Genomic DNA, 22,475 nt, shown 5'->3' with positions numbered 1-22,475 from the left:
ACAATGGCCGACCTCGACGTACTATTGGCTTTTGCATTCATCGTGACGCTCATTGTCACATCGCCTGGCCCGAACCTCTTTCTACTTCTGCGGACCGTGCCGACATTCGGTCGATTTGCCGGTTTGGCCAATACACTGGGCTTCGCGACAGCGATCCTGACCCACGCCACTTTGTCGTTCATTGGTGTAGGAGCGATCCTAGCGACTTCTGCTACAGCCTTCACAGTTCTGAAGATCGCAGGCGCGGGGTATCTTTTCTGGCTCGGGCTGAAAGCTTTGCGGTCTGCCATCGCGGGTCCGAGAACGATTTCGACTCCAGACTTTGACCCGGCAACCGAAGGTCTTGCGCCTCGTCATCTGATGCGCTTCGCCGAGGGATTCCTGACCAATATCCTCAACCCAAAGCCGGCATTGTTCTATCTTGCAGCGTTTCCACAGTTCCTTGTGGTCGGCGGTGCACCGCTCTGGTCTCAGGCTCTCGTGCTGGCATTGGTCCACGCGGCCATTGCCCTTGCGTGGTATGGCTTTGTAGTGCTGACATTATCGCAATTCGTGCGCTGGCTCAGACGCCCACGACTTTGGCAGGCGATCCAAGGGCTGACGGGTGTGGCCCTGACCCTGCTTGCCGTCCGCCTTTTGTTGCTCCGCCAATCACCGTGACGAGCCATCCAATTTGCTGAATTCAGCTTCAGGCCAGGACAGAAGACTATGAAAACAGAACTCGATCACATATTTCTTTTCGTCGCGGACCGAAGCACCGCCGAACGTCTGATGCAGACGGCTGGTCTGGTCACCAATTATTCCCGTCAGCATCCGGGGCAGGGGACAACGAACATCTGTGCCTGTCTGGACGACGTGTTTGTAGAATTCCTCTGGCTGGACGGGTCGGATATCAGTTCGGAAAGCGAACGCGTAGGTCTTGGAGATCGCGGGCGTGGTACCGGTTCGCCGATCGGCGTGTCGTGGCGCGGTGCGGCGCCTGTTGCGTGTGACGCGTATTCGGCGCCGTTCCTGCCTGCAGGGGTGACGATTCCGGTCGCGCAGGCAAGCCTGAACCAATCCTTGCCCTTCGTTTTTCAAACTCCGGGTGGCGTGCCGCCGATAGATCGGACAGACGGTTTGCCCGGTGAGCGGCAGAGGCCACGATTTGCGACGCTTGCGCTCTGCGAACTCAGCCTCCCGAACCCGCAAGAAGCAGCGCATTTACTTCAATGGTGCGAAAGGATCGAACTTGTGAAAGGACAACCGGGGTTTCGGCTTGTGTTCGTCACGCCGGATGGACGTTCGAACCAGTGCACCGGTTTCCTTTCACCGATCTGAGGTCGTCGAAAAAGAAGTGAAATACACGCCCGATTTTCGACGGACCAAACGCTGTTTGGCGCGTAGGTATCGGGGACAACCGCACCTGCCCTTGGGATACGACATGCTTTTCGATCTGCCAGATCACGACACGCTTTACCGCGCCCTTCTGGACCGCGACGAGGGGTATGACGGACGAGCCTACGTCTGCGTCGGAACAACCGGGATTTTCTGCCGGTTGACCTGCCCGGCCCGCAAGCCGAAGTCCGAGAATTGCACCTTCGTTGCCACCATCGGGGAATGCATCGAAACGGGCTTTCGGCCATGCAAACGGTGCCATCCCATGCAAGCAGCCGCCGCCGCCGATCCCGTTGTCGGTGAGCTTCTGATGCTTCTGGACGAAAAGCCTGAGGTCAGATGGTCCGAACGGGACATCGCGCGGCTGGGTTACGACATTTCCACGGTGCGGCGCAGTTTCAAACGACAGTTCGGTATGACATTCCTCGAGATGGCGCGTCAGCGCCGCCTGCGCGACGGGTTCGAGGTGCTTGCCGATGGTGGCAAGGTCATCGAGGCGCAACTGGAGGCGGGGTTCGACTCGCCCAGTGCCTTCCGGGCCGCTTTCGCCCGGCTACTGGGGTGTCGACCAAAAGACCTCGGCACAGAGGGAACTCTGCTCGCGTCCTGGATCCCGACACCGCTTGGCGACATGGTCGCGGTGTCCAGCACGTCTCATCTGCATCTTCTCGAATTCGTGGACCGCAAGGCGCTGCCGAACGAGCTCAAGAAGCTGGCGATGCACGGCCGGAATGCGATCGGTCTGGGCAAGACGGCCGCGACGGAACAGGCGGCGGCAGAGCTTGACGCCTTCTTTGCGGGCACATCGAGCCAGTTTGAAACACCGTTGGCGCCGCCGGGCACGGCCTTTTCGAAAATCGTCTGGGATGCCCTCCGCGACATTCCCGCAGGTCAAACACGCAGCTATCGCGACATCGCCATCGCAATCGGCGACCCCGCCGCGACGCGCGCGGTCGCGCGCGCCAACGGCGCCAACCAGATCGCGCTGATGATCCCGTGCCACCGGGTCATCGGTGCCGATGGCAGCCTGACGGGGTACGGGGGCGGGCTGTGGCGCAAGCAGCGGCTGCTGGAAATCGAAACACGTTACAGACTTGAACAGAAGGAACACTTGCAATGACGAACCAGGCTCAGAAGGCGAAGGCGTTCCGCGCGTTGCATAAGCCGGGCACCCCCTTTGTCCTTTATAACATCTGGGACGCGGGCGGCGCGAAAGCATTGGTCGAGGCTGGCGCACCGGCGGTGGCCACCGGCAGCTGGTCCATGGCCGCAGCGCACGGCTTCGAGGACGGCGAGGCGATCCCGCTAGATCTCGTTCTGACCCTGGTCGAGCGGATCACCGCCGCGGTGGATTGTCCCGTCACTGTCGATTTCGAAGGCGGCTATGCACAATCGCCCGATGATATCGCCGCGAATGTAAGACGCCTGATCGACTGCGGCGCAATCGGATTGAACTTCGAAGACCAGATCGTCGGCGGGGAGGGTCTCCATCCGGTGGAAGACCAGGTCGCGCGCCTGCGCGCCGTACGGAAGGCAGCAGACGATGCTGGCCTCCCGTTCTTTATCAACGCGAGGACGGACCTGTTTCTGAAGAACGAAGCGGGCGTTCAACACGCGCTTCTGGTCGAAGAAGCGATCGCGCGCCAGAACAGCTATGCCGAGGCGGGCGCGGACGGCTATTTCATCCCCGGGCTGACCGACCCGACGCTTATCTCGCGCATCTGCGAGGCGTCGACGCTTCCGGTCAACGTCATGATGATGGGGGAATTGTCATCGGTGTCCAAGGTCGCATCGCTCGGCGTGGCACGTGCCAGCTACGGGCCCGGACCTTACATCATGGCCATGAAAGACCTGGTTGCTGCGCAGTCCGAGGCTCTTGCCTCGTGATGCGCTGCAGCCTGTGACCGACCGGATGCGATAGAGATGCAATGACGGCCTCCATACTCCAATACTACGATAGCTTCGACGAGTGGGCACGACTGGAGACGCCCGCCGGCATCGTCGAACTGGACCGGACGCTGCGGATCATTGATCGCTCCGTTCCGGCGGCATGCGATATGCTGGATCTGGGTGGTGGTCCCGGGCGCTACACACTCGCCATGGCGGAGCGAGGGCATCGGTGCCAACTTGTTGATCTCTCGCCGCACCTTGTCGAAGAGGCCAATGCCCGGATTGCCGCCAGTCCGCACGCCAGCACAACGCCGCGCGCGGTTGTTGGCGATGCGACCGATCTCTCGGCCTTCGCCGACGCTTCCTTCGACTGCGTCCTTGCCCTTGGACCGTTTTATCACCTGACGAAGAGTGAAGACCGAACGGCGGCCGCGCGCGACTGTTTTCGTGTCTTGCGTCCGGGAGGTATCATTCTGGCCGCGTTCATTCCGAGGCTGAGCGGCGTTGCGGATCTGATAGATCGAGCGGCTAGATCGCCGGAGCAGGTCAATGTCTCTGCGTTCACCGACGCGGCAACCGACGGCATATTTGAGAATCCCTCTGCCGAAGGCTTTCAGTCCGGGTGTTACCTGACACCACTAGAAGCCGGTGATCTCTTCCGCGCTTCAGGGTTTCAGGTCGACAAGACCATTTCTGTCCGGAGCATTCATTACGGAAGAGAGAAGGCGTATCTGGAAGTTGCCCACAACGACCCTGATCTTGCGAAAGTCATGCAAAAACAAGCCGACAAGCTTTCGTTAAACGAGGCAGTGGTAGCTACCTGCGGGCACGCACTTATTGTCGCAAGCAAACCGGACCCATAAACGGGCGTGACCTGGATCTTTGGCTGCTGAACCAACGCGATCATGAGAGTGACCGCAACATCAAGATGCGACGACCAGCCTGTACCCACAGTCGAGCTCATCGAGATCAAGAAGCTCCCCATATTTCCTTCGCCAGTTGCCGCTTTCGAGGTCTGTCTTGAGACGTTGTAAACCTGGTGCGGTGTCGCCCAGCTTCCAGAATGAAGATATTGCCGCGCGGACGCGAGCATCAAGATATGCTTCGGGGCGTCGCCAGTAGGCAGCAAGGAACCCGTCTGAACAATCGTGCGGGATTGGAACCGGTGATATGTTCACGCGGCCAAGCCAGTCGCTGTAATTGTTCAATGGAGGCATCAGCCCTTCATCTGCTGCGGCAAGTTCCGGGAAGTAGTCGAGAAGCCAGAAGTCACGGAAGGCGGGATCATACGTGAGTATCACGATAGGGCCACGAGACACGCGGCGCATCTCAGCCATGCCGTTTTCCTTGTCGTTCCAGTGATGGACCGTTAACACGGCCATGACGGCGTCGAAACTATTGTCATCAAATGGCAAATTTTCAGCTCTGCCTTGAACGACTTTTGTCTTGGATGGAAGTCTTTGCGCGATCATCTCGGACGACGGTTCGAGGGCCGTGACGTCTCGATCAATCGGTTCATAGGAGCCGGCGCCCGCACCGACGTTTAGAACAGTTCTGCCGTCGCCAAGCGCCTTATGGATCGACTGGAAAATTCTAGAATCTGCCCGTCGCAATTCGGCGTAGTTCAAACCGATTGTGTCGTAGATCGCAGTCATTGGAGGGTCCAGTTACGAAAAGGCAAGTTTAAGATGGCCCTGCTTTGGTCTTCAGTGAATCAGGCACATCGCTGCAATTCAATTAATTTTTGTCCTGAGAAGGAAGCGGCCGCGCGCTATACTTGGGCCGATGACCGCTTCCCTCGTTCACTTAGGCTGCTGCTGTCGCTTCGATCTCAAACAGCAGACCCGGCATGGCGAGGCGGGTGACCCCAAGCAAGGTCATCGGTGGTGCCACTTGGTGAGGGCCAAACCGCATCCCCATCAGGTCGAAGTTCTTCAAAGCCTCGTCCACGTCCGTCGCGTAGATGCCGAGCCGGACGACATTGCCGAAGTCCATGTCAGCCCCTTTCAGCACCGCCTCGAGATTGTCCAGGGCGAGGTCGATCTGTGCCCGCATATCACCGGCATGTTGCGGATTTCCGTTCGCGTCGACCGACGTTTGACCCGAGCAGATCAGCTGGCGCGTTGCGCCCTCGATCGCTTCGGCCTGGTTGTATCCCAGCTTGATCGACCAATCCCACGGGTTCACTGCCGTTCGTTCCATGTCGCAATCTCCTTTTTACAGTTGCTGAAAAGGGGTAGAACAAAACGGTGCCAAATCTTGGCACCTTTTGTGCTATCCTTTGCAAATGAACGTAAGACTCAGACATGACGCGATCGTCCGCACGCTGCGTCGGAACGGCACGTCCACGATTGGGGCGCTTTCGCAGGAGGTCGGGGCCTCCCGGCGGACCATTCTGCGCGATATCGGTGCCTTGCGGGATGAAGGATATGTGATTCATTCCGACGTGGGGCGAGGCGGCGGAGTACAGCTCGATCCGCAATCGCTGCACACAACGGCCAAGCTTCTGGTCCCGGAAGTGTTTGCTTTGCTCATCAGCGTCGCAGCCATGCGCGCCGCCGGAAACCTTCCTTTCGCAGATCTTGCGGACCTTGGCCTGGCCAAGATCGAGAGGTCGCTGTCGGCTGACAAGGTCAGAGATTTGCGCGCGATGCTCGCATGCCTGCACATCGGTCAGTTGTCGCCGCTGCAGGATCTGTCGGATATGGGGCGAATGGATCCGGATCTGCTACCTGCCTTCGAAACCGCGTTCCTTGCTCGACGGCTCCTCCGGTTCCGGTATCGCGATGCACAGGGGCGCGAGACCCAGCGGGAAGTGGAGCCTCAGGCCATGCTTGTCCTGCCGCCACTATGGTACCTTGTCGGTTGGGACCCTGACCGCCATGGCTTTCGGCACTTCAGGATGGATCGGATCAGCAGTCCGGAAGCACTAGCGGAAACCAATTTCCGCAGAAGACACGTTCCCTTCGAAGATGATGTCTGTCCGTACAACGAACTTCGAAAGGGTTGATCCATCAAGACATGTCGGCCCAACGATCAAATGACTGGAGCAATCTCGTTCGCATCCTATTTGGCTAGATACATCACTTCGACGATCCGTATTCACCGACTACCAGGGTCAGGACTCATAGCCAATAAATGACGCGTGCTGCGAGGACGATTGCTGACAGGCAGACCTTTGGGCATCGGTCGGATCATGATGTCGCTCACCGCTACTCCGTGAGCCTGCCGAACACGAGTTTCATCCGGTTGCGTTGCTTATAGCGACGCTTGTTGTATCTGACAGTTTTCTTCCGTTGTGTCCGATCAGGGGTACAGGCGCGTATCCCATTGTCTTTCAACGCTTCTCTGAACCAATTGGCCTCATAACCACGGTCACCGAGCAGCTAGTAAACATTCGACAGGCTGCTCTGCTAGGCCCGTGCGCCGATGTAATCGCTGACTTGTCCTGCTGCAACGATCAGATTGATTGGTCGGCCCTGGATGTCGCAAATGGCGTGCAATTTAGTGTTCATGCCGCCCTTCGTGCGAAAAATCAGACGCCCACGCCCCCTTTTTGACGCCCATACTGGTCGCTGTACGGTTTGGTTTGAGATAGGAGACATCAATCGTCACGGTTTATTTTTTTCCATGTTCGGCAGCCAGACCGGCCCTCATTCGGGCAAAGATGTCCTTGTCGCTCCACCGCTTCTAGCGGTTGTAGAGTGCCTTGTGCGGACCATGGGCCGCTCAGGCATCGCGCCACTGCAAGCCATTGCGATTGATGAAGATAATCCGGCTCAACAAGCGCCGATTATCGACTCGAGGCTTGCTTTGTGGCTTCGGGAAGAAGGGCGCAAGGCGCGCCATCTGTGCATCGCTCAACCAGGAAAGATCAGGCATGGTCACCGCTCAACTTTCGACCCGTGATTCATGCCACTAATCGGAAATCGATGGGTTCTGACCCTAGTTGTTCAGCCGACGCAGTGTATAGAAAATAAAAAATTTTGGTGATTGGAGGCGAGCACACGAAACAAGGCAAACCAAGTACGGCTTTGCGCCAATTTAGTACGCGAGTAGTCTTGGAGTTAGTGAACCGGCATCGCTATTTGGCGTTAAGATATTTTAGGAGCTGCCTCATGCCACGTTCACTTCTTAAACTTTCGATCCTAGTTGTTCCATCCCGGATGATCACATAGACCCTCGCCGGTCAGCCCTGTTCATGGCAAGATCGATGCTGCGCGAGGTTCGGGAGGGGGTGGGAACATGCTGATCTCTCTGCACAAGCAGGCCACCACGACACCGAAGATCCGGACGGCGATCCAGGCGAGCAGCGAACCGGCCTGGCTGGTGGCCGAGCGCTACGGGATCTCCGAACAGACGGTCTGGAAGTGGCGGAGCCGAGACGACGTCCACGACCGGAGCCACACTCCGCACCGGTTGCAGACAACCTTGACCCCACCTCAGGAGGCCGTCGCGGTGGCGTTGCGCAAGGCGCTTCTGCTGCCGCTCGACGACCTGCTCGCGGTGGTGCGCGAGTTCCTCAATCCGCACGTCTCGCGGTCTGGCCTCGACCGCTGCCTGCGCCGCCATGGGGTGGGCAACCTGCAGGCGCTGAAGCCGAAAGAGCCGAAGCCCGCGCATGGCACTTTCAAGGCTTACGAGCCTGGCTACCTGCACATCGACATCAAATATCTACCCCAGATGGCCGACGAGGACCGCCGTCGCTACCTCTTCGTGGCCATCGACCGGGCGACGCGGTGGGTCTTCGTGCGCATCTATCCGGCGCAGACTGCTGCCAACGCGCGCCGCTTCCTGCGCGACCTGGAGCGCGCGGCACCGATGAAGATCACCCGCGTGCTGACCGACAACGGCAAGGCTTTCACCGACCACCTCTTCGGCCTGCGCAAGCGCGCCGCCACCGGAGAGCACGAATTCGACCTGCTCTGCTCCGAACTTGGCATCGAGCATCGCCTGACCCCGCCGATGCACCCGCAGACCAACGGCATGGTCGAGCGCTTCAATGGCCGGATCGAGGATGTCCTACAGAGCCACCGCTTCCAGAGCGGCGAGGACTTGGAGCAGACCATCCTGCGCTACGTCCACCTCTATAACAGCCAGTTGCCGCAATCAGCCCTGAAGGGCCAAACGCCCATCAGGGCGCTCAAGGACTGGCAACGTCAGAGGCCAGAGATGTTCAAGAAGCGCGTCTACAATCACGCGGGATGTGACACCTAGTCCTGTCATTTGCCGCCTCGCCCACATCTGCGGAGGTACTGCCGGACAGCATCATCGGGACCTGGGATGTTTCTACATCCCAGTGCGAAAAGCTCGGCACCTCGATCACGAAGATCGAAATCGCAGAAGATATGATCTTGACTTTCGGCGGCGATGCCATTGTGCGCGACATCGTCCGAACAGCGCCGGTTATCTATATCGCAGCCGATTTTCTCCAGATCGAAGGGCAGGCTGAGATTGGTTCGCGAGAGCGTACTTATTTCCGCTTCACTCAGCGGGAGGGGCCTGACCGGCTTAACGTTGTTTGGAAGGACGTGTTCATCGTGGACCTCGTCCGCTGCAGTGAAGGCTCAGGACGCGATTGAATAGTCGGTGACAAGTGGGGGCGGCAGTGGTGAGCTGAAAGACCGTAGGGTCGGAAGACCCTAGCAATCCCGAAAGTAAAAGTCTTTCCTACTCATCAGGAACCTGCGAGCACACGATAGCAGGCTCATTCGGATGCAGATCGGCGGCGCATATTTCAGGCATAATCATCCCATCCGAAAAATATTTGGGGTCGAACGCGAAAAAGAAAAACGTGTAGACGAACGGACCCTCACGAGGCTCCTTGTCAAGAAGTTGCTGTGTTGCCACCGACGCCAACAGCAATCCAATGCCTCCCGCATTCGGCAAAGCAGCGGGCGCCCCCTTCCACTAATTGATGGATACACGTTATGGTCGTGGAATGCCGCTGACAAGTTCAATCACCGACTACGACAAGAATTGGCCTCGGCATTATGAAGCTGAGGCGAAACGGCTTCGGCCTATCTTCGGAGACGCGTTTGTCGAAATCCACCACGTCGGAAGCACTGCGGTCGAAGGTCTTGCGGCGAAACCCGAAATTGACATGCTGGTGGTCGTTTCCGAACTAGGTCTACTGCATCATTGGCAGGGGGAACTGCTTCGTTTGAAGTATAATCGAGGTGGGGACCTGATGAATGGTCATCACTTTTTCAAACGCGATAGAGGTAGGATCCGAACGCACAAACTTCACGTCTGCGTATTGGGTCACACACAGATTAGTCGAATGCTCGGAATACGTGAACACTTGCGGGCAAATTCTTCTGACCGTAGAGCATATGCAGAGCTTAAGTTGCGCCTTGAAAGAGACAACAAAGGCGGGATTGCGGAGTATCTAGGCGCCAAAGCCCCGTTCCTTGACGAGCTATACCTGAAATTTCAAACAAAGGGATAACCGATACAGGCGCAGGCGCAGCGAGTTGCGGTCTTGTCTGCACGTTTCTCAATCGACGACCTCCAGATTTTGCAAAGGCGCCGAATGACTACTAAGTGGGCTGCGACACGAGAAACCGCAGTCGCCACCGGAGGGCAACTATCGGCCGAGAGCAGCTCGGACAAAGTTTGCAGACTAATGTCCGCTTTGGGCCGCCCGCGAAGACGGCCCAAGTTGCTAGATTTCAATGGCCTCTGCAATCGCAAGGGCATCTTCCAGTTCCACGCCGAGATACCGGACGGTGCTGTCCATTTTGGTGTGCCCAAGTAGCAGCTGGACCGCCCTCAGGTTGCCCGTTTTCTTGTAGATCTGGGTCACCTTTGTTCGCCTCATCGAATGCGTTCCGTATGCGCTGGCCTCCAGACCGATCGACGTGACCCAATCTCGGACGATCCGGGCGTACTGGCGTGTCGAGATGTGCAGACGTTCATGGAACCGACCCGACCAAAGGTACTCCGAGCCGACCATGAGCTCATCTTCCATCCACTTTTCGACAGAGGCGCGTGTGCCCTCGGATATCTCAAATCGCACAGGTTTCTGGGTTTTGCTTTGAAGGACCGATGCCCGTTCTTTGATCTGACCGGACGCCATGACGTCGACGACTTTCATCTTCACCAGGTCGCAGCCGCGCAGTTTGCTGTCGATGGCCATATTGAACAGCGCAAGGTCGCGATGGTTCTTGGCCAGTTCAAGTCGAACGCGGATTGCCCAAACGTGTTTGGGTTTCAAAGGCCGCTTCTATCCAACGATGCGACCCTTGTTCCATGCGGGGCGAAGCGCACGAATGGCCGGTAAGTTTGGTGTTCCCATGACTGATCCTCCGATCCGCCATGCCCTCCCACATCGACAACCCGACGTTGACGATGCCACCATATCACAGGATGCTGCGTCGCATCCGAGGTCGGCCTGGAGCCCATTTTACCGAAATGCCACTGCGCAGCAAAGGTCTGCTCTTCTTGATCACTGGTGCGGACGATGATTTCTCTTACTTCCGCCTACGTGCAAGTTCCCGATAAAGCGCGGGTGGCGATACACCGATCTGATCGGCAACCCTAATCCATTCACCTGCCGGTGGCTCACCGTGTAGCTCCAGCCATGCGTCCAGCCTGTCGGACACCCGGCGAAGGCGCAAGATCTCGATACGCGATCTTTGGGCTTGGACCTCTTTGGCATGGGTTTCGATCAGGCCCAAAGCAGCATCTGGCTGTTTGCGTAGCGCAGACAGAAAGGTGGCGCGGGGCATGATCGCTATTTCGGCATTCATGCGTGCCATCGCATCGCAATGATAGGTAGAGGCGAACAACGACGCTTCGGCCAGCGCCATTCCAGCCGTGGCAACGTTGAGCGTAAGTGCTGTTCCATCAGCAAGTGGACGCAGAAGTTCGACTATGCCGGATCGAACAAGATACATCGAATGAACGCGATCCTCCCTGCGAAAGAGAACGGCCCCCTGCTCGAAGGTCTTCATCCGCGCGTCATCAAATATCTGCTGCCAGTCTGACATGATAGAAATCATACGGCATGGCTGCAGTGTCCGATAGGGTTTTTTGGATAAACGTGAGGACACAGAATGAAAACGAAGATGATTCTAATCGTGACGGCGCTGCTTGGTGGAACGGCTTTTGCAGTAGCCCAGACAACGCATTCCGGCCATGGCGAAGGCATGGATCACGCAACTCAAACTCAAGCCCAGCAGCTCCAAAACACAATCCTCACCGAGCCGGGACAAGGGGCTTTCGCCGCCCTGTCCGAAGTCGTGCGCTTGCTGGATGCAGATCCTGACACAGACTGGGGCCAAGTCGATTTGGCGGGCCTGCGGGCGCATTTGGTCGATATGGACCGCTTGGTCTCGGGCACGATTGTGAAGGAGACAGAACTGCCAGACGGTCTTTCCGCGATGGCAACGGGAGATGCCGACACGCTCGCCACTATCCGCCGCATGGTGCCCGCACACGCGGCCCAGCTTGCGCGGGACGACCGTTGGACTGTCGAGGCAGTCGATGCGGAAAACGGAGTTGAGCTTCGAGTAACGAGTGACGACCCGTCAGTGGTGGCTCGAATAAGGGGGCTGGGGTTTTTCGGACTTATGGCAAGCCAAGACCATCACCGCGAACATCATATGGTGATGGCGCGCGGAGAAAACGCCCACGCCCACTAACGCGATGCGACAAGTCCGGCCCAAAGTCGCGTTCCATGTTGTAGCATAAGGGATAGCAGGTCGATGACAAGCTGACGTTCGCTTCGTTGAGTTGGACGGCAGCTTCGTCCGCTCTCCAGACCTTGGCATCTACAGCAGCGAACGACCGGTAATCGAGTGACTTGGAGCACTTAGGTCAATACGGCTGATTGCCAACGCTGTCTTTGTGGGCGCTAATAGTTCACCTGCTCAAAGCCGTAGTTCCCTTCATAGTCACGCCAGTCGACGAAGACGGAACGGTGATAGATGCTGGGGCAAGTCTGGCCCCAGCGTTCGAGGCCGATATGGACGGAGGGTAGGGCTGTGATGGAAGATCTCTGCCAGGCGAAGTCGCCTTGGGTTCCGTATGTGCCGAGGACCACGGTGGCGCTACGATTGCAGTCGCCGTCACGTCCGGATTCGTGCTGTCGCGCATACCGGACATCAAAGACCCGGATAGACCGCACGAAGTTGAACTCAGGTCCGCTGATATCGATGTCGGCGCGATCTTGAACGAGCCGGAGGGCCTGGTCGGCGGGAACAAGGTAGCCTGGGGCTTCTGGGGTGCGCCAAGCGGCCGCAATTGGGTCAGCGGTATCGCGCGCTGGAAAGGATTGGCGCGGTCCAGTGCTGTTGTTCTGGAAGAACGCTTCAAAGATGCGGTCTATACTGTTTGCTGCTGGAGCGGTCTCAAAGGACGCGCCCATGGGACAGCGCCAGATTTGAAGCGGGGGTTCCACCGGCCAAGGCGTAATGCGTCGGATGAATTCGGCGCGGGCTCTGGCGCATGGCACGGAAGCAGGCCAGCCACCAGAAAGGCACAGGAGGATCGCGCAATCGATCGGGTATGTCTGCGCGCGGGCGGGCATCGGCAGCGAAGAACTTGTCACAGTCAAAGCGACTGCGACCGAGGGGAGGAGTTTCTTGAGTAGATGACGCATGCTGAGGACCCTCTGCGATAGAGTTCAGCATACATACGATATTATACTATCGCAACACTAAGTATGTCGGCGCATAATGAAGTTTATGTAAAATAATAACGCTTCTCTTCGGAGTTCCGAAAGCGTATTTTGTGACATTTATTCACCGACGCACTACGATGCTTGAATAAGAAGCCGGCATCTAGAAAATCCTGACCTGCGTACCAACCTCCGCCAAATCAAAAAGCTCCGCAATGTGCTCGTTATAGAGGCCGATGCAACCGTTGGAAGACTGGCGTCCGATCTTGCGAGTGTCGCCGGTGCCATGAACTCGATAGTATTGCCAGGAAAGATAAAGAGCGTGTGTCCCGAGGGGATTGTCCGGACCCGGAGGCCAATAGTCCGGCCACTCAGGATTGCGTTCTTTCATGGACGGCGTGGGTCGCCAACTTGGGCCTTCGACCTTCCGGATAACGCGAGTATAGCCACGGCGCGTTAGTTCTTCAGACGCCGGTACGCTTGATGGATAGAGCTTATAGACGCTTTCGTCCTCAGACCAGAATTGAACCGCCCGCGAATTGATATCGCAAAGGATTGCACCATGTTCAAGATCATCGAAGTGCTCCTGCCAAGAGTCGACTTTGAACGATGAGATGTTTCTTCGCACGGCATTTGGCTCTGGCTCTTGGGCGCGAAGCAACCCTGGCACAGATAGGATTCCGGCCGCAGCCGTGCATAGAAATTGGCGTCTTGAGCGGACATCGAGCTTCATACTCTTAGCCTCTTTTCTGATTACTCTTTAATTGAATTGGTAGTGCCTCTAGTAGCTAGAGGTTCAATAGGTGCAAGGTTGACGTTTTCGTGAGTTAACCTGTCTACAGGTAGCGTCTCGTCTTTGCACAGTAGTTATCGAACTCGCGCCCAAAGCGCTCGCGCAACCAGTGCTCCTCGGCGAAGGGCGCGATCATCAGTACGGCAATCGCCAGTATTCCTACCACCAGAGCAATTGGTGATGCAGAAAGAACCAGCCACCCAAAAACCATGAAGGCATCGGCAACATATTGCGGGTTGCGCGAGTAGCGATATAGGCCGTTTGTCTTTAGCGTTCCCTCGGCACCACCCGTTTGCGCAATCCCGAATCTATTAACGGCACTCCAAACCACGACATTCGACAAGACGACGATTGGGATGCCCAACCCATATCGCAACCAAGCCGGCAACACCATTTGGCCCCAACCAATAACTCCAAGTGCGATCAGTGTCCCGAACAACGCAAAGGTTGGAACCCAGACGACGACTGGCGTCCAGGCACTGTAGGTTTTCGGCGGCCATATGCGTCTCGCAGGATAAACAATCGACCAAACCAGCGCACCGAGAGTAGCTGCAGCAATCAGAAAACCGATGATGACAAGCACGGCAGACATCTAAGACCTATTGACCCTGGCGCTTGTCATGACCGAACAGTGGAGCCTCGGCATCACAGGCACCTGTGCGCTCAAACTCCAGAGTGGAGTGATTGATCCCAAATTCTGCACCAATCTGCGTCTTTAGCTCTGCCTTGATCTGTTCCAACCGGTCCCATGCGGCGTCTTCGACCACGACATGGGCATCGAGCGCCGGCGCATTTTCTTCCATCTGCCACAGGTGCACATGGTGCACGTCCCTGACGCCATCTGTTTGGCGCAGGGCAGCCACCACCTGCTCCCCGTCAATATCCGGCGGAGAACCGAGCATGAGGGTTCGGACAGGGCCACCAATCTCAGTGAAGGCCAGGTACAGAATGTAAATCGCGATCCCGATTGTGATTGCGGGATCAACCCAACGCATGTCATAAAGTATGATCAGTGTGCCGCCGACAATCACGGCGACCGAGGCCAGCGCGTCCGAAAGATTGTGCAGGAACAAGGCGCGGATATTCTGGCTGCCCTTCTGCATCGAATAGGTCAGCGCCGCCGTCAGGGCGTCGACGACCAGCGCCAATCCCGCGATGATAACGACAGTCCACCCTTTAACTTCGGGCGGTTCAAACAGGCGGATGCCGCCTTCGTAGATAAGATAGAGCCCGATCACGATCAGCGTTGTGTAATTGATCAAGGCTGCCACCGTCTCGATCCGGCCATAGCCAAACGTCATCCGTTCATCGGCTGGCCGACGTGCAATCTTTCGGGCTGCAAAGGCAATGACGAGCGCGGCCATGTCCGAGAAGTTGTGAAGCGCATCCGCGATCAACGCGAGTGAGCCTGCGAAAATGCCGCCCACGATCTGGGCGACGGTCAGAAGTCCGTTGGCCCAAATCGCAATCGCCACGCGGCGATCCCCACTGGACGGGTCCAAATGGGCATGGCTGTGACCGTGGTGATCATGTGGCATGGGTCTCTCCCCCGTGCAGGTGCGCAACGGACGCGTCGGGTTTCAGACGGCCCGCGCGGAAGGCCCGAACGCGGGCGTTCATCCAATGACGGATGATGTTGCGGTAGAGCCATCCACGCAAACGGCCGAACTTCTGCTCATGTTCTGCATAGAAGGCGTCGGGGGTTTCGAACGTTCCAAAATCACGAACGATACCGGTTTTCTGAATATAAGTGCTGCCGCCGCTCCAACTGACTGGTGGCGCACTCAGGCAATCCGTTCCGGCCCCGTAGCCGCAAAGGCTTTCTGTTTCGCTGAATTCCTTCTGAAGCGACTGCAGGAAGGGGGCGTCCAGAATGAAGCCTTCGAGATTGATCCAGCCCTCTTCTGTTTCGACTTCGACCCACGAGTGCAGAATTTCGGACGGTGCGAGGGGGTAGACCAGTTCGGGCACCACGCCACGCTGCAGGGCCTTGTGGATGGTGAAGCCGTGCAGTCGGCAGCGGATGCCTACGCTGCGCAGCAGTGCCATGAGAAGCGTCCCTTTCGTGTTGCACTGCCCGTAGCCGTCGGTCAGCACCGCAGAGGCGGGAATGTCGTCGACGCGGTTGTAGCCGAACGCAATCTCGTTTCGCACAAAGTCATAAACCGCGCCAATCCGGTCGACACGGGCAAGGTCATGCCAGCCACGATCTCGTATCAGGTTCGAGATTGAGGGCGAGTCAAAATCCAGCAGTCTTGTCGCGGTTAAATAGGAAACGGTGGGTGCCACAGGGTCTCTCCTCGAATCGTTCACGAGGAGTCTTAATCTCTACAGTGACTAGAGAGACAAGCCTTTTCTCAAATGTCACTTTCGATCATGATTTTATCCGATCGTGCCAAGGGCCGGGAAGGTTTCGAGCAGCCAGAAGGCAAGGCGGCTGATTTGACCTGTCATCACGCCGATACCCATCAGCACCATCAGACCGCCCGATATACGATAGAGCCATCGACCAGCCGCACCGATCCGCTTTAGCCTGCCTGCAATCTCGTTGGTGAAGAGCGCTATGATCAGAAACGGCATTCCAAGTCCTGCGGAGTAGATTGCCAGCAAGGCCATCCCGTCCGCTCCAGATGTCGCGCTCACTGCCAGGATCGACCCGAGTACAGGGCCTATGCAGGGCGTCCAGCCAAAGGCAAAGGCAAGGCCCAAAAGGTAGGCTCCGACGGCGCTGCCGCCGTCAACTTTCACGTCGGGCCTCGTGTCACGCATCATGGCGGGGATCTTGATCGCGCCCATCATGACAAGTCCGAACAAGACGATCAAAAAGCCACCCGCAAGCCCGAGTTCGTATTTCCAGCGCAAGAGCATCCCGCCCAAAAGACTTGCCCCGGCCCCGAGCGCCACGAAGACTGTCGAAAACCCGAGCACGAACCACAAACTCAGGACCACGCTGCGCGCCCGTTCGGCAATGCTGCGCGCCGCCCCGGATTTCGCGGCGGGCTGTCCCGCGATGTAAGAGACGTAGCCAGGTGCAAGAGGCAAGACGCAAGGCGACAGAAAGGATATAGCGCCACCCAGAAAAGCCGCGACGATTCCAACACCTGAGATTTCGAACATTCAATTCCTGCCTTGCTTTAGCCTGTGAAACGCGCACCGTTGTAAAAGCTAAAGCTACTGTAGGGGCAATGCCGTTTTTTACGCTCCGCGGGGTGCCGCGAGGATGATAGCGGCACCCAACAAGCATACAGCGGTGCCGAGCAGATCCCACCTGTCCGGCCGGTGCCCTTCGGCGAGCCACATCCAGAGAATGGACGCGGCAATATAGATCCCACCATAGGCCGCAAAGGCGCGTCCCGCAGCCACAGTGTCGACCTGAGCCAGAAGCCAGCCGAACGCCACCAGCGCCGCCACACCGGGGACAAGCCAAAGAGGGGACGCGCCAAGACGCCACCATGCCCAGATGACAAAGCATCCGGCGATCTCAGCCAAGGCCGCGAGCGGATAGACGAGCACTGCGGTCATCTCAGGCGCCGATCTCGTCGTGGTCCGTCAGGCACTCGGAATGGTCGCGCAACACCTCCAGCACACGGCAATCCGCCGTGTGCCCGCCGCTGCATTCATGCACCATCCTCTGCAATTCCGTCCGAAGGGCTTCAAGTCGGGCCATACGTTGCTCAACCTGCTTGAGTTGTCGGCGAGCGATCGCATCGGCCTCCGCGCAAGACTTGTCCGGATGATCGCTGAGATCGAGAAGCTCACGGATCGCGTCCAGCGAGAACCCGAGTTGCCGCGCATGCCGGACGAAAGACAAGCGGTCAAGCTCACTATCTCCATAGCGCCGCTGACCGCCAGCCGATCGCCCCGGCTCGGGCAAGAGTCCGATCTGCTCGTAATAGCGGATCGTCTGCACCTTCGTCCCGGTCTTTTTTGCCAAAGTGCCGATTGTCAGCATATCACCTCTCCAGACTATCTACAGCCCGTGTAGCTTTAAGCGTTTTTTAGCACAAGTTCCGCCTGGCATCTCACAGATCGGTGAACATCGCTCTTCCGTCCACAATAGGTCTTGAACCTACAGTAGCTAGAGGGTGTAGACGCGCCTAAAATATAGAATCAAATTCTGGCGGAGCGGCGTGAAGCTTTCAGGTCTTCAAAAAGTACTATGGGTTTTGGCGGGCGTCGCGGCGCTCGTTTTCATCTGGCTGTTGTTTTCATCTGGCTGTTACTGTGGGCGGACTATCGCGCCGATCTTGCCCAAACCGAGACCGAACCACCTTTCCTTGCGCAGTTTGAGCTGACGGATCATACGGGCATGATCCGCACCGAAGAAGACTTTGCGGGTCGCTGGATGCTTGTGTTCTTTGGGTTCGCCAATTGCCCCGATGTCTGCCCGACGACGCTTGCAGAGGTGGCGGCGGTCATGGATGGACTTGGCGAGGATGCCGCAAAAGTGCAGCCGATCTTCATCTCGATTGATCCCGAACGCGATACGCCAATGACTCTTGCCGACTTTGTGCCGCGCTTTGATGCAGGCATCATCGGTCTGACCGGAACATCCAATCAGATCGCTGAAACCGCTGAAACCTTTCCGATCTACTTCGAACGGATCGAAGAGGCCAGCGCGCCGGATGGCTATACAATGGGGCACACATCGCACCTGTTTCTTTTTGATCCGCGGGCGGGCTTCGCCAATTCCTGGCCCTACGGCACACCCGCCGAAGAGATCCTTGCGGATCTGAGAGAGAGGATCTGATCGCCATGACCCGCCTTTCCGGAGAAACGGCGCTTGTTCTTGCTTGGATCATTGCGCTTATCGCATCGCTTGCCGTGCTCTTTATTGGCGAGGTGCTTGGTCAAACGCCTTGCGTCCTTTGCTGGTTCCAGCGCGCCTTCATGTTCCCCCTGGCTATCGTTCTTGGGCTCGGGCTGTGGTGGCAGGATCCGCGCGTGGGACGCTATGGCGTTGCACTGGCGCTTGGGGGGGCGGCAGTGGCGTTGTATCACATCGGCCTCTATGTCGGGCTGATCCCCGAGGCGATCCAGCCATGCACGGCGACCGGCCCCTCTTGTACCGACGACAACCAGGTGGTCTTCGGCATTCCGATTCCGCTGATGGCGCTTGTCGCCTTCACGATGATCGGGATGCTGTCGGCCATTTCACTGAAGGAAAAACAAACATGAATCGACGCGGACTCATTCTATCCGTTCTGGCTGTTGGTGCCGCAGGTTTTGGCGGCGCGGCCTGGTATGCCACCCGCCCCCAACCCATGGCAGAGGCAGTACCTGTCGCGCCCGAAGTGAACGATTTGCTGATCCGGTCCTATTCCCCGATCCTCGGCCCCGAAACGGCACCTGTCACGATTGTCGAGTTTTTCGATCCAGCTTGCGAGGCCTGCCGCGCATTCTATCCCGTGGTCAAAGATATAATGGCTGAGCACGGTGATGCGGTCCGTGTCGTAATTCGATACACTGCCTTTCATGGGGACGCTTCGGTGGAAGCGATCCGCGTTCTCGAAGCTGCGCGGATGCAGGATGTGTTCGAACCCGTACTGGAAGCGGTCCTGCGCGAGCAGCCGCGATGGGCGTCCCATGGCACTCCGGCACCGGGTTTGATCCTTGAGATTGCCGCAAGCGGTGGTCTGGATGTCGAAGCGGCTCGGACACAGATGCTGGCCCCCGGTGTCGTGGCAGTGCTCAACCAGGACGGCGCTGATGTCGAAGCGGTAGGCGTGCGACAAACGCCCACGTTCTTCGTTAACGCCAAACCGCTAGACCCGTTCGGTGAGGCCGAACTACGGCGGCTGGTGGCTGCGGAAGTTGCGGCCAGCCAAAATTGACGCTCGGTTAGATACAGGAGAATTGTTCGTGAAAAAACTACCCTACATCAAGGGCTTGAGCCTTCTCTTACTGCTCTCGGGCACGTCGACTCCGGTATTTGCCGGTTCGGAGGATGTGGTCGTCGAAAACGCGTGGTCCCGTGCTTCAATCGGCGTCAACCGCCCTGGTGCCGCCTATATGACTGTGCGCAACACCGGTGAAGACACGGTCACGCTGACCGGGCTTACAACACCATTGGCCATGATGCCCGAGATCCATGAGACGAAAACCAACGCCGAAGGCGTCAGTTCAATGGCGCCTGCTGGCGAGATCACGATTGAACCGGGCCAAAGCGTTGCGTTGAAGCCGGGCGGATTGCACGCCATGCTCATGAAGCTGCAAAACCCGATGATCGAAGGCGAGACCTTTCCGCTGACACTGACTTTTTCGGACGGTGGTGAAGTGACTGTCGAGGTCCCAATTCTGGGCATCGCCGCGCGCGGGCCGGAGAGCTGATGCAGCGTCGGCATGTGGTCCAATACGGTGCAGCCGGTGTAGGCGCTGTCGCTCTGATGCTCGGCGTCGGTTGGTGGCGGGTGGATGGTCCCGGTGCACCAAAACCGGCCGGCCAAAGGCCTCTCCCCCTGTCGGCGATGGATTTCCGACTGACCGATCACGAAGGCAATGAAGTGGGCCCAGAAACCTTGATCGGACGCCCGACCATGGTGTTTTTCGGGTTCACCTACTGCCCGGATGTCTGCCCCACAACATTATCGGATATCTCAGGCTGGCTTGAAGATCTCGGAAACGAAGCCGCGCAGATGAACGTGGTCTTTATCACAGTCGATCCGGCGCGGGACACGGTCGAGGCCATGGCCGAATATGTCGGCTATTTTCATCCGGCTATTCGCGGCTGGACTGGGCCGGCAAACCAGATTGCCCGCGCTGCAGAAGGATTTCGTGCCTCGTATGAGCGCGTCCCGACCGAAGGCGGCGACTATACAATGAACCATACGGCAAGCGTATTCCTGTTCGATGCCAAGGGTGAACTTGTCACCATGATTGACTATCACGAGCCAAGAGAATTCGCAGTGCCGAAGATCCGGCGTGCACTGACAGAATACGTAGAGGGGGCAACATGAAGATTAGAATTGTTTTGGCGACCGTGGCAATCGCAGGCGCTTTTTCGCTGACCGCCATCGCCATTTCTGGCGTTCTTTCTAAAGAGGCAGTGCCTCCTGCGATTGCTGAAGCGACCCTCTGGACTCCCGATCCGCTCTCGATGCCTCAGATCGCCGACTACGATGTGACACCGCCCGCTGCATTTCACGCCGACAATGCTAGCCCAATGCGACCTCTGCCGCTCTTGCAATCTGTCTTCGCAGAAACCGCCTTGCCCGAGATTGAACCGCCTTTGATCACCTGGTCGCGTGAGATTGCGTCGGGCGAGACTCTGGATGCGGTCCTGGCGGACGCGGGTATCGCTGCGCCTGCGCGCGCCGAAATCGCGCTCGCGCTTGGAGCAGAATATGATCTGCGCCGATTGCGCCCGGGCCACGAGATCACCGTGATCTCAAAGGTTGACGGAAATCCGAGCCGCGTGGAACTGGCAGTTGACAATGGGGTGCGGATCGAAACGGTCTTTGGTCAGAAATTTGTCACACGCGTGTTGGAGCCAGACCCTGAAATGGTAACGTTCGCGGGCGAGGCAGTGATCGAAAGCTCTATCTTCGCGGCGTTGGACAAGGCGGGCATCCCTGCTCGCTTTGCGGTCGACATGGCGCAGATGCTGGGCGGCACAGTGGATTTTCGACGCGAACTTTCCGGTGGCGAGACGATGCGCCTCCTTTGGCGCGAGGCACGGGACGGCACCCAGAGAATTGGTCAGCCTGAGCTTGCCTTCGCTGAGCTGGATCTTGGTGGATCGGTCTACGAGATCGTCTGGCCGGACGACGGCAGCGGTCAAGCGACGATCTATGTCGACGGAGAAGTGCTGCGCGTGTTTGCGCAACCGGTGGAAGGAGCGCGGCTGAGTTCCGTCTTTGGCCGTCGCACACACCCAGTCTATGGGAATGTGCGCATGCACACCGGCGTCGACTTTGCCGCGGCAAGCGGTACGCCGGTAAAAGCAACGGCGCCCGGACGCGTGAGCTTTATCGGACGTCGTGGTGGATATGGCCGGGTGGTGGAGATTGCGCATGGATCCGACACACTTACACGCTACGCACATCTCAGCGAGGTGCCGGACAGCCTCGAACAAGGGCAGCGCGTGATGGCCGGAGACATGATCGGTCGCGTCGGTGCGACCGGCACCGCGACCGGTCCCAATCTGCACTACGAGGTTCTGGTGGATGGTCGCCCGACCGATCCTCTTTCAGACGAGCGACTGGCAGAGGCGGCCGAGCGGGATGCAGACGACACTGCTGCGCTTGAACGACTGTCTGAGGCGCGTTCGCTACTCGCTGAGAGGCTCGCCAGCGAATTTGTGCAAACAACAACCGAAAGGCTTTAATCCATGAAACGACTGGCTCCCGCCCTTGCAGTCACGCTGGCCATGTTTCCCGCGGCACAAGCTGTCGCCGATGCGATCCAGATCGAAGTCCGGAAGACAAATGGCTGCGGGTGTTGCCTGTCCTGGATGAAGCACCTCGAGGCAAACGGCTTCGCACCGACAGGCGAGGACATGTTCGGGGGAACTCTTGTGCGCTTCAAACTCGACAATGGCGTGCCTCAGCGCATGGTCTCCTGCCATACGGCTTTGGTCGACGGCTACGTGATCGAGGGTCATGTGCCGGCATCAGACATTCAGCGTTTGTTGGATGAGCGTCCAGATGCGGTGGGGCTGGCGGTGCCGGGAATGCCCTATGGCTCGCCGGGCATGGGACCGGAGGATGATCGTGAGGCTTATGACGTCTTCCTGATCCGCGGCGATGGATCGACCGAGATCTTTAGTAGCTATTCGGCCGCTGATTGACG

The 22,475-nt window shown here is 57.9% G+C and carries 29 protein-coding genes and 1 pseudogene; 17 read left to right on the top strand and 13 right to left on the bottom strand.

All coding sequences use genetic code 11. From position 1 onward, the window contains the following. Window positions 1-3: 3 nt before the first annotated feature. The 5 genes from FIU94_RS19160 (at window position 4) to FIU94_RS19140 (ending at window position 4,130) form a co-directional block, all read left to right on the top strand. Window positions 4-660: a LysE family translocator gene (locus tag FIU94_RS19160; protein WP_152467414.1), complete on the top strand. Its 657-nt coding sequence runs from the start codon at window positions 4-6 to the stop codon at window positions 658-660. 48 nt (window positions 661-708) lie between these two features. Further along, a complete protein-coding gene (locus FIU94_RS19155) occupies window positions 709-1,320 on the top strand; it encodes a VOC family protein (protein WP_152467413.1) in 612 nt (203 codons plus the stop codon). 103 nt (window positions 1,321-1,423) lie between these two features. Then, complete coding sequence (locus tag FIU94_RS19150) at window positions 1,424-2,497, top strand: bifunctional transcriptional activator/DNA repair enzyme AdaA (RefSeq protein ID WP_152467412.1); 1,074 nt, start codon at window positions 1,424-1,426, stop codon at window positions 2,495-2,497. Next, window positions 2,494-3,264, top strand: coding sequence for an isocitrate lyase/phosphoenolpyruvate mutase family protein (locus tag FIU94_RS19145; protein WP_152467411.1), 771 nt, complete (start codon window positions 2,494-2,496; stop codon window positions 3,262-3,264). The genes FIU94_RS19150 and FIU94_RS19145 overlap by 4 nt, the downstream gene beginning before the upstream one ends. A gap of 41 nt (window positions 3,265-3,305) precedes the next feature. Continuing rightward, window positions 3,306-4,130 (top strand): class I SAM-dependent methyltransferase, encoded by an 825-nt coding sequence (locus FIU94_RS19140; RefSeq protein WP_152467410.1) that lies wholly within the window; start codon window positions 3,306-3,308, stop codon window positions 4,128-4,130. Between the two features lie 60 nt (window positions 4,131-4,190). Here FIU94_RS19140 and FIU94_RS19135 read toward each other — a convergent pair whose 3' ends face one another. Continuing rightward, the gene (locus FIU94_RS19135) at window positions 4,191-4,922 is read right to left on the bottom strand and encodes a class I SAM-dependent methyltransferase (RefSeq protein ID WP_152467409.1); all 732 of its coding nucleotides are present in this window, start codon (window positions 4,920-4,922) and stop codon (window positions 4,191-4,193) included. A 151-nt stretch (window positions 4,923-5,073) separates the two neighbouring features. Beyond that, a complete protein-coding gene (locus FIU94_RS19130) occupies window positions 5,074-5,469 on the bottom strand; it encodes a RidA family protein (RefSeq protein ID WP_152467408.1) in 396 nt (131 codons plus the stop codon). Window positions 5,470-5,554: 85 nt separating this feature from the next. Here FIU94_RS19130 and FIU94_RS19125 point away from each other — a divergent pair, with 85 nt between their 5' ends. Beyond that, window positions 5,555-6,277 carry a YafY family protein gene (locus FIU94_RS19125; protein ID WP_152467407.1) on the top strand — a complete coding sequence of 241 codons (723 nt, stop codon included), beginning with the start codon at window positions 5,555-5,557 and terminating at the stop codon, window positions 6,275-6,277. 115 nt (window positions 6,278-6,392) lie between these two features. Here the strand turns inward: FIU94_RS19125 and FIU94_RS19120 are convergent. Beyond that, window positions 6,393-7,149, bottom strand: a pseudogene (locus FIU94_RS19120) (IS5 family transposase). A gap of 363 nt (window positions 7,150-7,512) precedes the next feature. Here FIU94_RS19120 and FIU94_RS19115 point away from each other — a divergent pair. The 3 genes from FIU94_RS19115 to FIU94_RS19105 all read left to right on the top strand — a co-directional run bounded on the left by FIU94_RS19115 (window position 7,513) and on the right by FIU94_RS19105 (window position 9,718). Then, entirely contained in the window at window positions 7,513-8,484 is a 972-nt protein-coding gene (locus FIU94_RS19115; protein WP_152467406.1) for an IS481 family transposase, read from the top strand. Window positions 8,485-8,615: 131 nt separating this feature from the next. Next, window positions 8,616-8,849: a hypothetical protein gene (locus FIU94_RS19110; protein WP_152467405.1), complete on the top strand. Its 234-nt coding sequence runs from the start codon at window positions 8,616-8,618 to the stop codon at window positions 8,847-8,849. 335 nt (window positions 8,850-9,184) lie between these two features. Next, window positions 9,185-9,718, top strand: a complete 534-nt coding sequence (locus tag FIU94_RS19105; RefSeq protein WP_368407153.1) for a GrpB family protein — start codon at window positions 9,185-9,187, stop codon at window positions 9,716-9,718. A 216-nt stretch (window positions 9,719-9,934) separates the two neighbouring features. Here the strand turns inward: FIU94_RS19105 and FIU94_RS19100 are convergent, their stop codons facing one another. Next, window positions 9,935-10,486 (bottom strand): tyrosine-type recombinase/integrase, encoded by a 552-nt coding sequence (locus FIU94_RS19100; RefSeq protein WP_254702700.1) that lies wholly within the window; start codon window positions 10,484-10,486, stop codon window positions 9,935-9,937. A 256-nt stretch (window positions 10,487-10,742) separates the two neighbouring features. Then, on the bottom strand, window positions 10,743-11,261 hold the full coding sequence (locus tag FIU94_RS19095; protein WP_172975964.1) for a Crp/Fnr family transcriptional regulator: 519 nt from the start codon (window positions 11,259-11,261) through the stop codon (window positions 10,743-10,745). Between the two features lie 66 nt (window positions 11,262-11,327). Here FIU94_RS19095 and FIU94_RS19090 point away from each other — a divergent pair, with 66 nt between their 5' ends. Continuing rightward, window positions 11,328-11,915 (top strand): hypothetical protein, encoded by a 588-nt coding sequence (locus FIU94_RS19090; protein WP_152467402.1) that lies wholly within the window; start codon window positions 11,328-11,330, stop codon window positions 11,913-11,915. A gap of 212 nt (window positions 11,916-12,127) precedes the next feature. On the opposite strand, the gene FIU94_RS19085 is transcribed toward FIU94_RS19090, so the two are convergent. The 8 genes from FIU94_RS19085 to FIU94_RS19050 all read right to left on the bottom strand — a co-directional run bounded on the left by FIU94_RS19085 (window position 12,128) and on the right by FIU94_RS19050 (window position 17,637). Beyond that, window positions 12,128-12,874, bottom strand: coding sequence for a hypothetical protein (locus FIU94_RS19085; protein ID WP_254702699.1), 747 nt, complete (start codon window positions 12,872-12,874; stop codon window positions 12,128-12,130). Between the two features lie 181 nt (window positions 12,875-13,055). Beyond that, entirely contained in the window at window positions 13,056-13,625 is a 570-nt protein-coding gene (locus tag FIU94_RS19080; protein ID WP_081979727.1) for a L,D-transpeptidase, read from the bottom strand. A gap of 103 nt (window positions 13,626-13,728) precedes the next feature. Then, entirely contained in the window at window positions 13,729-14,277 is a 549-nt protein-coding gene (locus tag FIU94_RS19075) for an isoprenylcysteine carboxylmethyltransferase family protein (protein ID WP_043754909.1), read from the bottom strand. 7 nt (window positions 14,278-14,284) lie between these two features. Further along, on the bottom strand, window positions 14,285-15,223 hold the full coding sequence (locus tag FIU94_RS19070; protein ID WP_043754913.1) for a cation diffusion facilitator family transporter: 939 nt from the start codon (window positions 15,221-15,223) through the stop codon (window positions 14,285-14,287). Beyond that, window positions 15,213-15,974 carry a transglutaminase family protein gene (locus tag FIU94_RS19065; RefSeq protein WP_043754917.1) on the bottom strand — a complete coding sequence of 254 codons (762 nt, stop codon included), beginning with the start codon at window positions 15,972-15,974 and terminating at the stop codon, window positions 15,213-15,215. Before FIU94_RS19065 ends, FIU94_RS19070 begins: the two co-directional genes overlap by 11 nt. A 93-nt stretch (window positions 15,975-16,067) precedes the next feature. Then, window positions 16,068-16,802: a cytochrome c biogenesis CcdA family protein gene (locus tag FIU94_RS19060; protein WP_043754919.1), complete on the bottom strand. Its 735-nt coding sequence runs from the start codon at window positions 16,800-16,802 to the stop codon at window positions 16,068-16,070. Window positions 16,803-16,880: 78 nt separating this feature from the next. Then, window positions 16,881-17,207, bottom strand: a complete 327-nt coding sequence (locus tag FIU94_RS19055) for a YnfA family protein (RefSeq protein WP_043754923.1) — start codon at window positions 17,205-17,207, stop codon at window positions 16,881-16,883. A gap of 1 nt (window position 17,208) precedes the next feature. After that, a complete protein-coding gene (locus FIU94_RS19050; protein WP_037239845.1) occupies window positions 17,209-17,637 on the bottom strand; it encodes a helix-turn-helix domain-containing protein in 429 nt (142 codons plus the stop codon). Between the two features lie 207 nt (window positions 17,638-17,844). Here FIU94_RS19050 and FIU94_RS19045 point away from each other — a divergent pair, with 207 nt between their 5' ends. From FIU94_RS19045 to FIU94_RS19015, 7 genes are read left to right on the top strand one after another with little or no spacing between them, the layout of a single operon-like run. Further along, window positions 17,845-18,435 carry an SCO family protein gene (locus FIU94_RS19045; protein ID WP_152467401.1) on the top strand — a complete coding sequence of 197 codons (591 nt, stop codon included), beginning with the start codon at window positions 17,845-17,847 and terminating at the stop codon, window positions 18,433-18,435. Window positions 18,436-18,440: 5 nt separating this feature from the next. Then, entirely contained in the window at window positions 18,441-18,863 is a 423-nt protein-coding gene (locus FIU94_RS19040; protein ID WP_043754939.1) for a disulfide bond formation protein B, read from the top strand. Beyond that, window positions 18,860-19,519: a thioredoxin domain-containing protein gene (locus FIU94_RS19035; RefSeq protein ID WP_043754942.1), complete on the top strand. Its 660-nt coding sequence runs from the start codon at window positions 18,860-18,862 to the stop codon at window positions 19,517-19,519. The genes FIU94_RS19040 and FIU94_RS19035 overlap by 4 nt, the downstream gene beginning before the upstream one ends. Before the next feature lie 55 nt (window positions 19,520-19,574). After that, window positions 19,575-20,015 carry a copper chaperone PCu(A)C gene (locus tag FIU94_RS19030; protein WP_043754977.1) on the top strand — a complete coding sequence of 147 codons (441 nt, stop codon included), beginning with the start codon at window positions 19,575-19,577 and terminating at the stop codon, window positions 20,013-20,015. Next, entirely contained in the window at window positions 20,015-20,641 is a 627-nt protein-coding gene (locus FIU94_RS19025; RefSeq protein WP_043754945.1) for an SCO family protein, read from the top strand. Before FIU94_RS19030 ends, FIU94_RS19025 begins: the two co-directional genes overlap by 1 nt. After that, window positions 20,638-22,011: a M23 family metallopeptidase gene (locus tag FIU94_RS19020; protein ID WP_152467400.1), complete on the top strand. Its 1,374-nt coding sequence runs from the start codon at window positions 20,638-20,640 to the stop codon at window positions 22,009-22,011. The genes FIU94_RS19025 and FIU94_RS19020 overlap by 4 nt, the downstream gene beginning before the upstream one ends. 3 nt (window positions 22,012-22,014) lie before the next feature. Continuing rightward, the gene (locus FIU94_RS19015) at window positions 22,015-22,473 is read left to right on the top strand and encodes a DUF411 domain-containing protein (RefSeq protein ID WP_152467399.1); all 459 of its coding nucleotides are present in this window, start codon (window positions 22,015-22,017) and stop codon (window positions 22,471-22,473) included. Window positions 22,474-22,475: the final 2 nt, after the last annotated feature.

This window comes from Sulfitobacter sp. THAF37 (genome assembly GCF_009363555.1).
Lineage (GTDB): Bacteria > Pseudomonadota > Alphaproteobacteria > Rhodobacterales > Rhodobacteraceae > Sulfitobacter.
Note: the sequence above shows the minus strand (reverse complement) of the source record. Positions and strands in the feature narration are given on the sequence as shown.

Bases quoted from the DNA above. Each gene is read 5' to 3' on its own strand.
- FIU94_RS19160 (WP_152467414.1), top strand. From the start codon at position 4: ATGGCCGACCTCGACGTACTATTGGCTTTTGCATTCATCGTGACGCTC.
- FIU94_RS19155 (WP_152467413.1), top strand. From the start codon at position 709: ATGAAAACAGAACTCGATCACATATTTCTTTTCGTCGCGGACCGAAGC.
- FIU94_RS19150 (WP_152467412.1), top strand. From the start codon at position 1,424: ATGCTTTTCGATCTGCCAGATCACGACACGCTTTACCGCGCCCTTCTG.
- FIU94_RS19145 (WP_152467411.1), top strand. From the start codon at position 2,494: ATGACGAACCAGGCTCAGAAGGCGAAGGCGTTCCGCGCGTTGCATAAG.
- FIU94_RS19140 (WP_152467410.1), top strand. From the start codon at position 3,306: ATGACGGCCTCCATACTCCAATACTACGATAGCTTCGACGAGTGGGCA.
- FIU94_RS19135 (WP_152467409.1), bottom strand. From the start codon at position 4,922: ATGACTGCGATCTACGACACAATCGGTTTGAACTACGCCGAATTGCGA.
- FIU94_RS19130 (WP_152467408.1), bottom strand. From the start codon at position 5,469: ATGGAACGAACGGCAGTGAACCCGTGGGATTGGTCGATCAAGCTGGGA.
- FIU94_RS19125 (WP_152467407.1), top strand. From the start codon at position 5,555: ATGAACGTAAGACTCAGACATGACGCGATCGTCCGCACGCTGCGTCGG.
- FIU94_RS19115 (WP_152467406.1), top strand. From the start codon at position 7,513: ATGCTGATCTCTCTGCACAAGCAGGCCACCACGACACCGAAGATCCGG.
- FIU94_RS19110 (WP_152467405.1), top strand. From the start codon at position 8,616: ATGATCTTGACTTTCGGCGGCGATGCCATTGTGCGCGACATCGTCCGA.
- FIU94_RS19105 (WP_368407153.1), top strand. From the start codon at position 9,185: ATGGATACACGTTATGGTCGTGGAATGCCGCTGACAAGTTCAATCACC.
- FIU94_RS19095 (WP_172975964.1), bottom strand. From the start codon at position 11,261: ATGTCAGACTGGCAGCAGATATTTGATGACGCGCGGATGAAGACCTTC.
- FIU94_RS19090 (WP_152467402.1), top strand. From the start codon at position 11,328: ATGAAAACGAAGATGATTCTAATCGTGACGGCGCTGCTTGGTGGAACG.
- FIU94_RS19085 (WP_254702699.1), bottom strand. From the start codon at position 12,874: ATGCGTCATCTACTCAAGAAACTCCTCCCCTCGGTCGCAGTCGCTTTG.
- FIU94_RS19080 (WP_081979727.1), bottom strand. From the start codon at position 13,625: ATGAAGCTCGATGTCCGCTCAAGACGCCAATTTCTATGCACGGCTGCG.
- FIU94_RS19075 (WP_043754909.1), bottom strand. From the start codon at position 14,277: ATGTCTGCCGTGCTTGTCATCATCGGTTTTCTGATTGCTGCAGCTACT.
- FIU94_RS19070 (WP_043754913.1), bottom strand. From the start codon at position 15,223: ATGCCACATGATCACCACGGTCACAGCCATGCCCATTTGGACCCGTCC.
- FIU94_RS19060 (WP_043754919.1), bottom strand. From the start codon at position 16,802: ATGTTCGAAATCTCAGGTGTTGGAATCGTCGCGGCTTTTCTGGGTGGC.
- FIU94_RS19055 (WP_043754923.1), bottom strand. From the start codon at position 17,207: ATGACCGCAGTGCTCGTCTATCCGCTCGCGGCCTTGGCTGAGATCGCC.
- FIU94_RS19050 (WP_037239845.1), bottom strand. From the start codon at position 17,637: ATGCTGACAATCGGCACTTTGGCAAAAAAGACCGGGACGAAGGTGCAG.
- FIU94_RS19045 (WP_152467401.1), top strand. From the start codon at position 17,845: ATGGGTTTTGGCGGGCGTCGCGGCGCTCGTTTTCATCTGGCTGTTGTT.
- FIU94_RS19040 (WP_043754939.1), top strand. From the start codon at position 18,441: ATGACCCGCCTTTCCGGAGAAACGGCGCTTGTTCTTGCTTGGATCATT.
- FIU94_RS19035 (WP_043754942.1), top strand. From the start codon at position 18,860: ATGAATCGACGCGGACTCATTCTATCCGTTCTGGCTGTTGGTGCCGCA.
- FIU94_RS19025 (WP_043754945.1), top strand. From the start codon at position 20,015: ATGCAGCGTCGGCATGTGGTCCAATACGGTGCAGCCGGTGTAGGCGCT.
- FIU94_RS19020 (WP_152467400.1), top strand. From the start codon at position 20,638: ATGAAGATTAGAATTGTTTTGGCGACCGTGGCAATCGCAGGCGCTTTT.
- FIU94_RS19015 (WP_152467399.1), top strand. From the start codon at position 22,015: ATGAAACGACTGGCTCCCGCCCTTGCAGTCACGCTGGCCATGTTTCCC.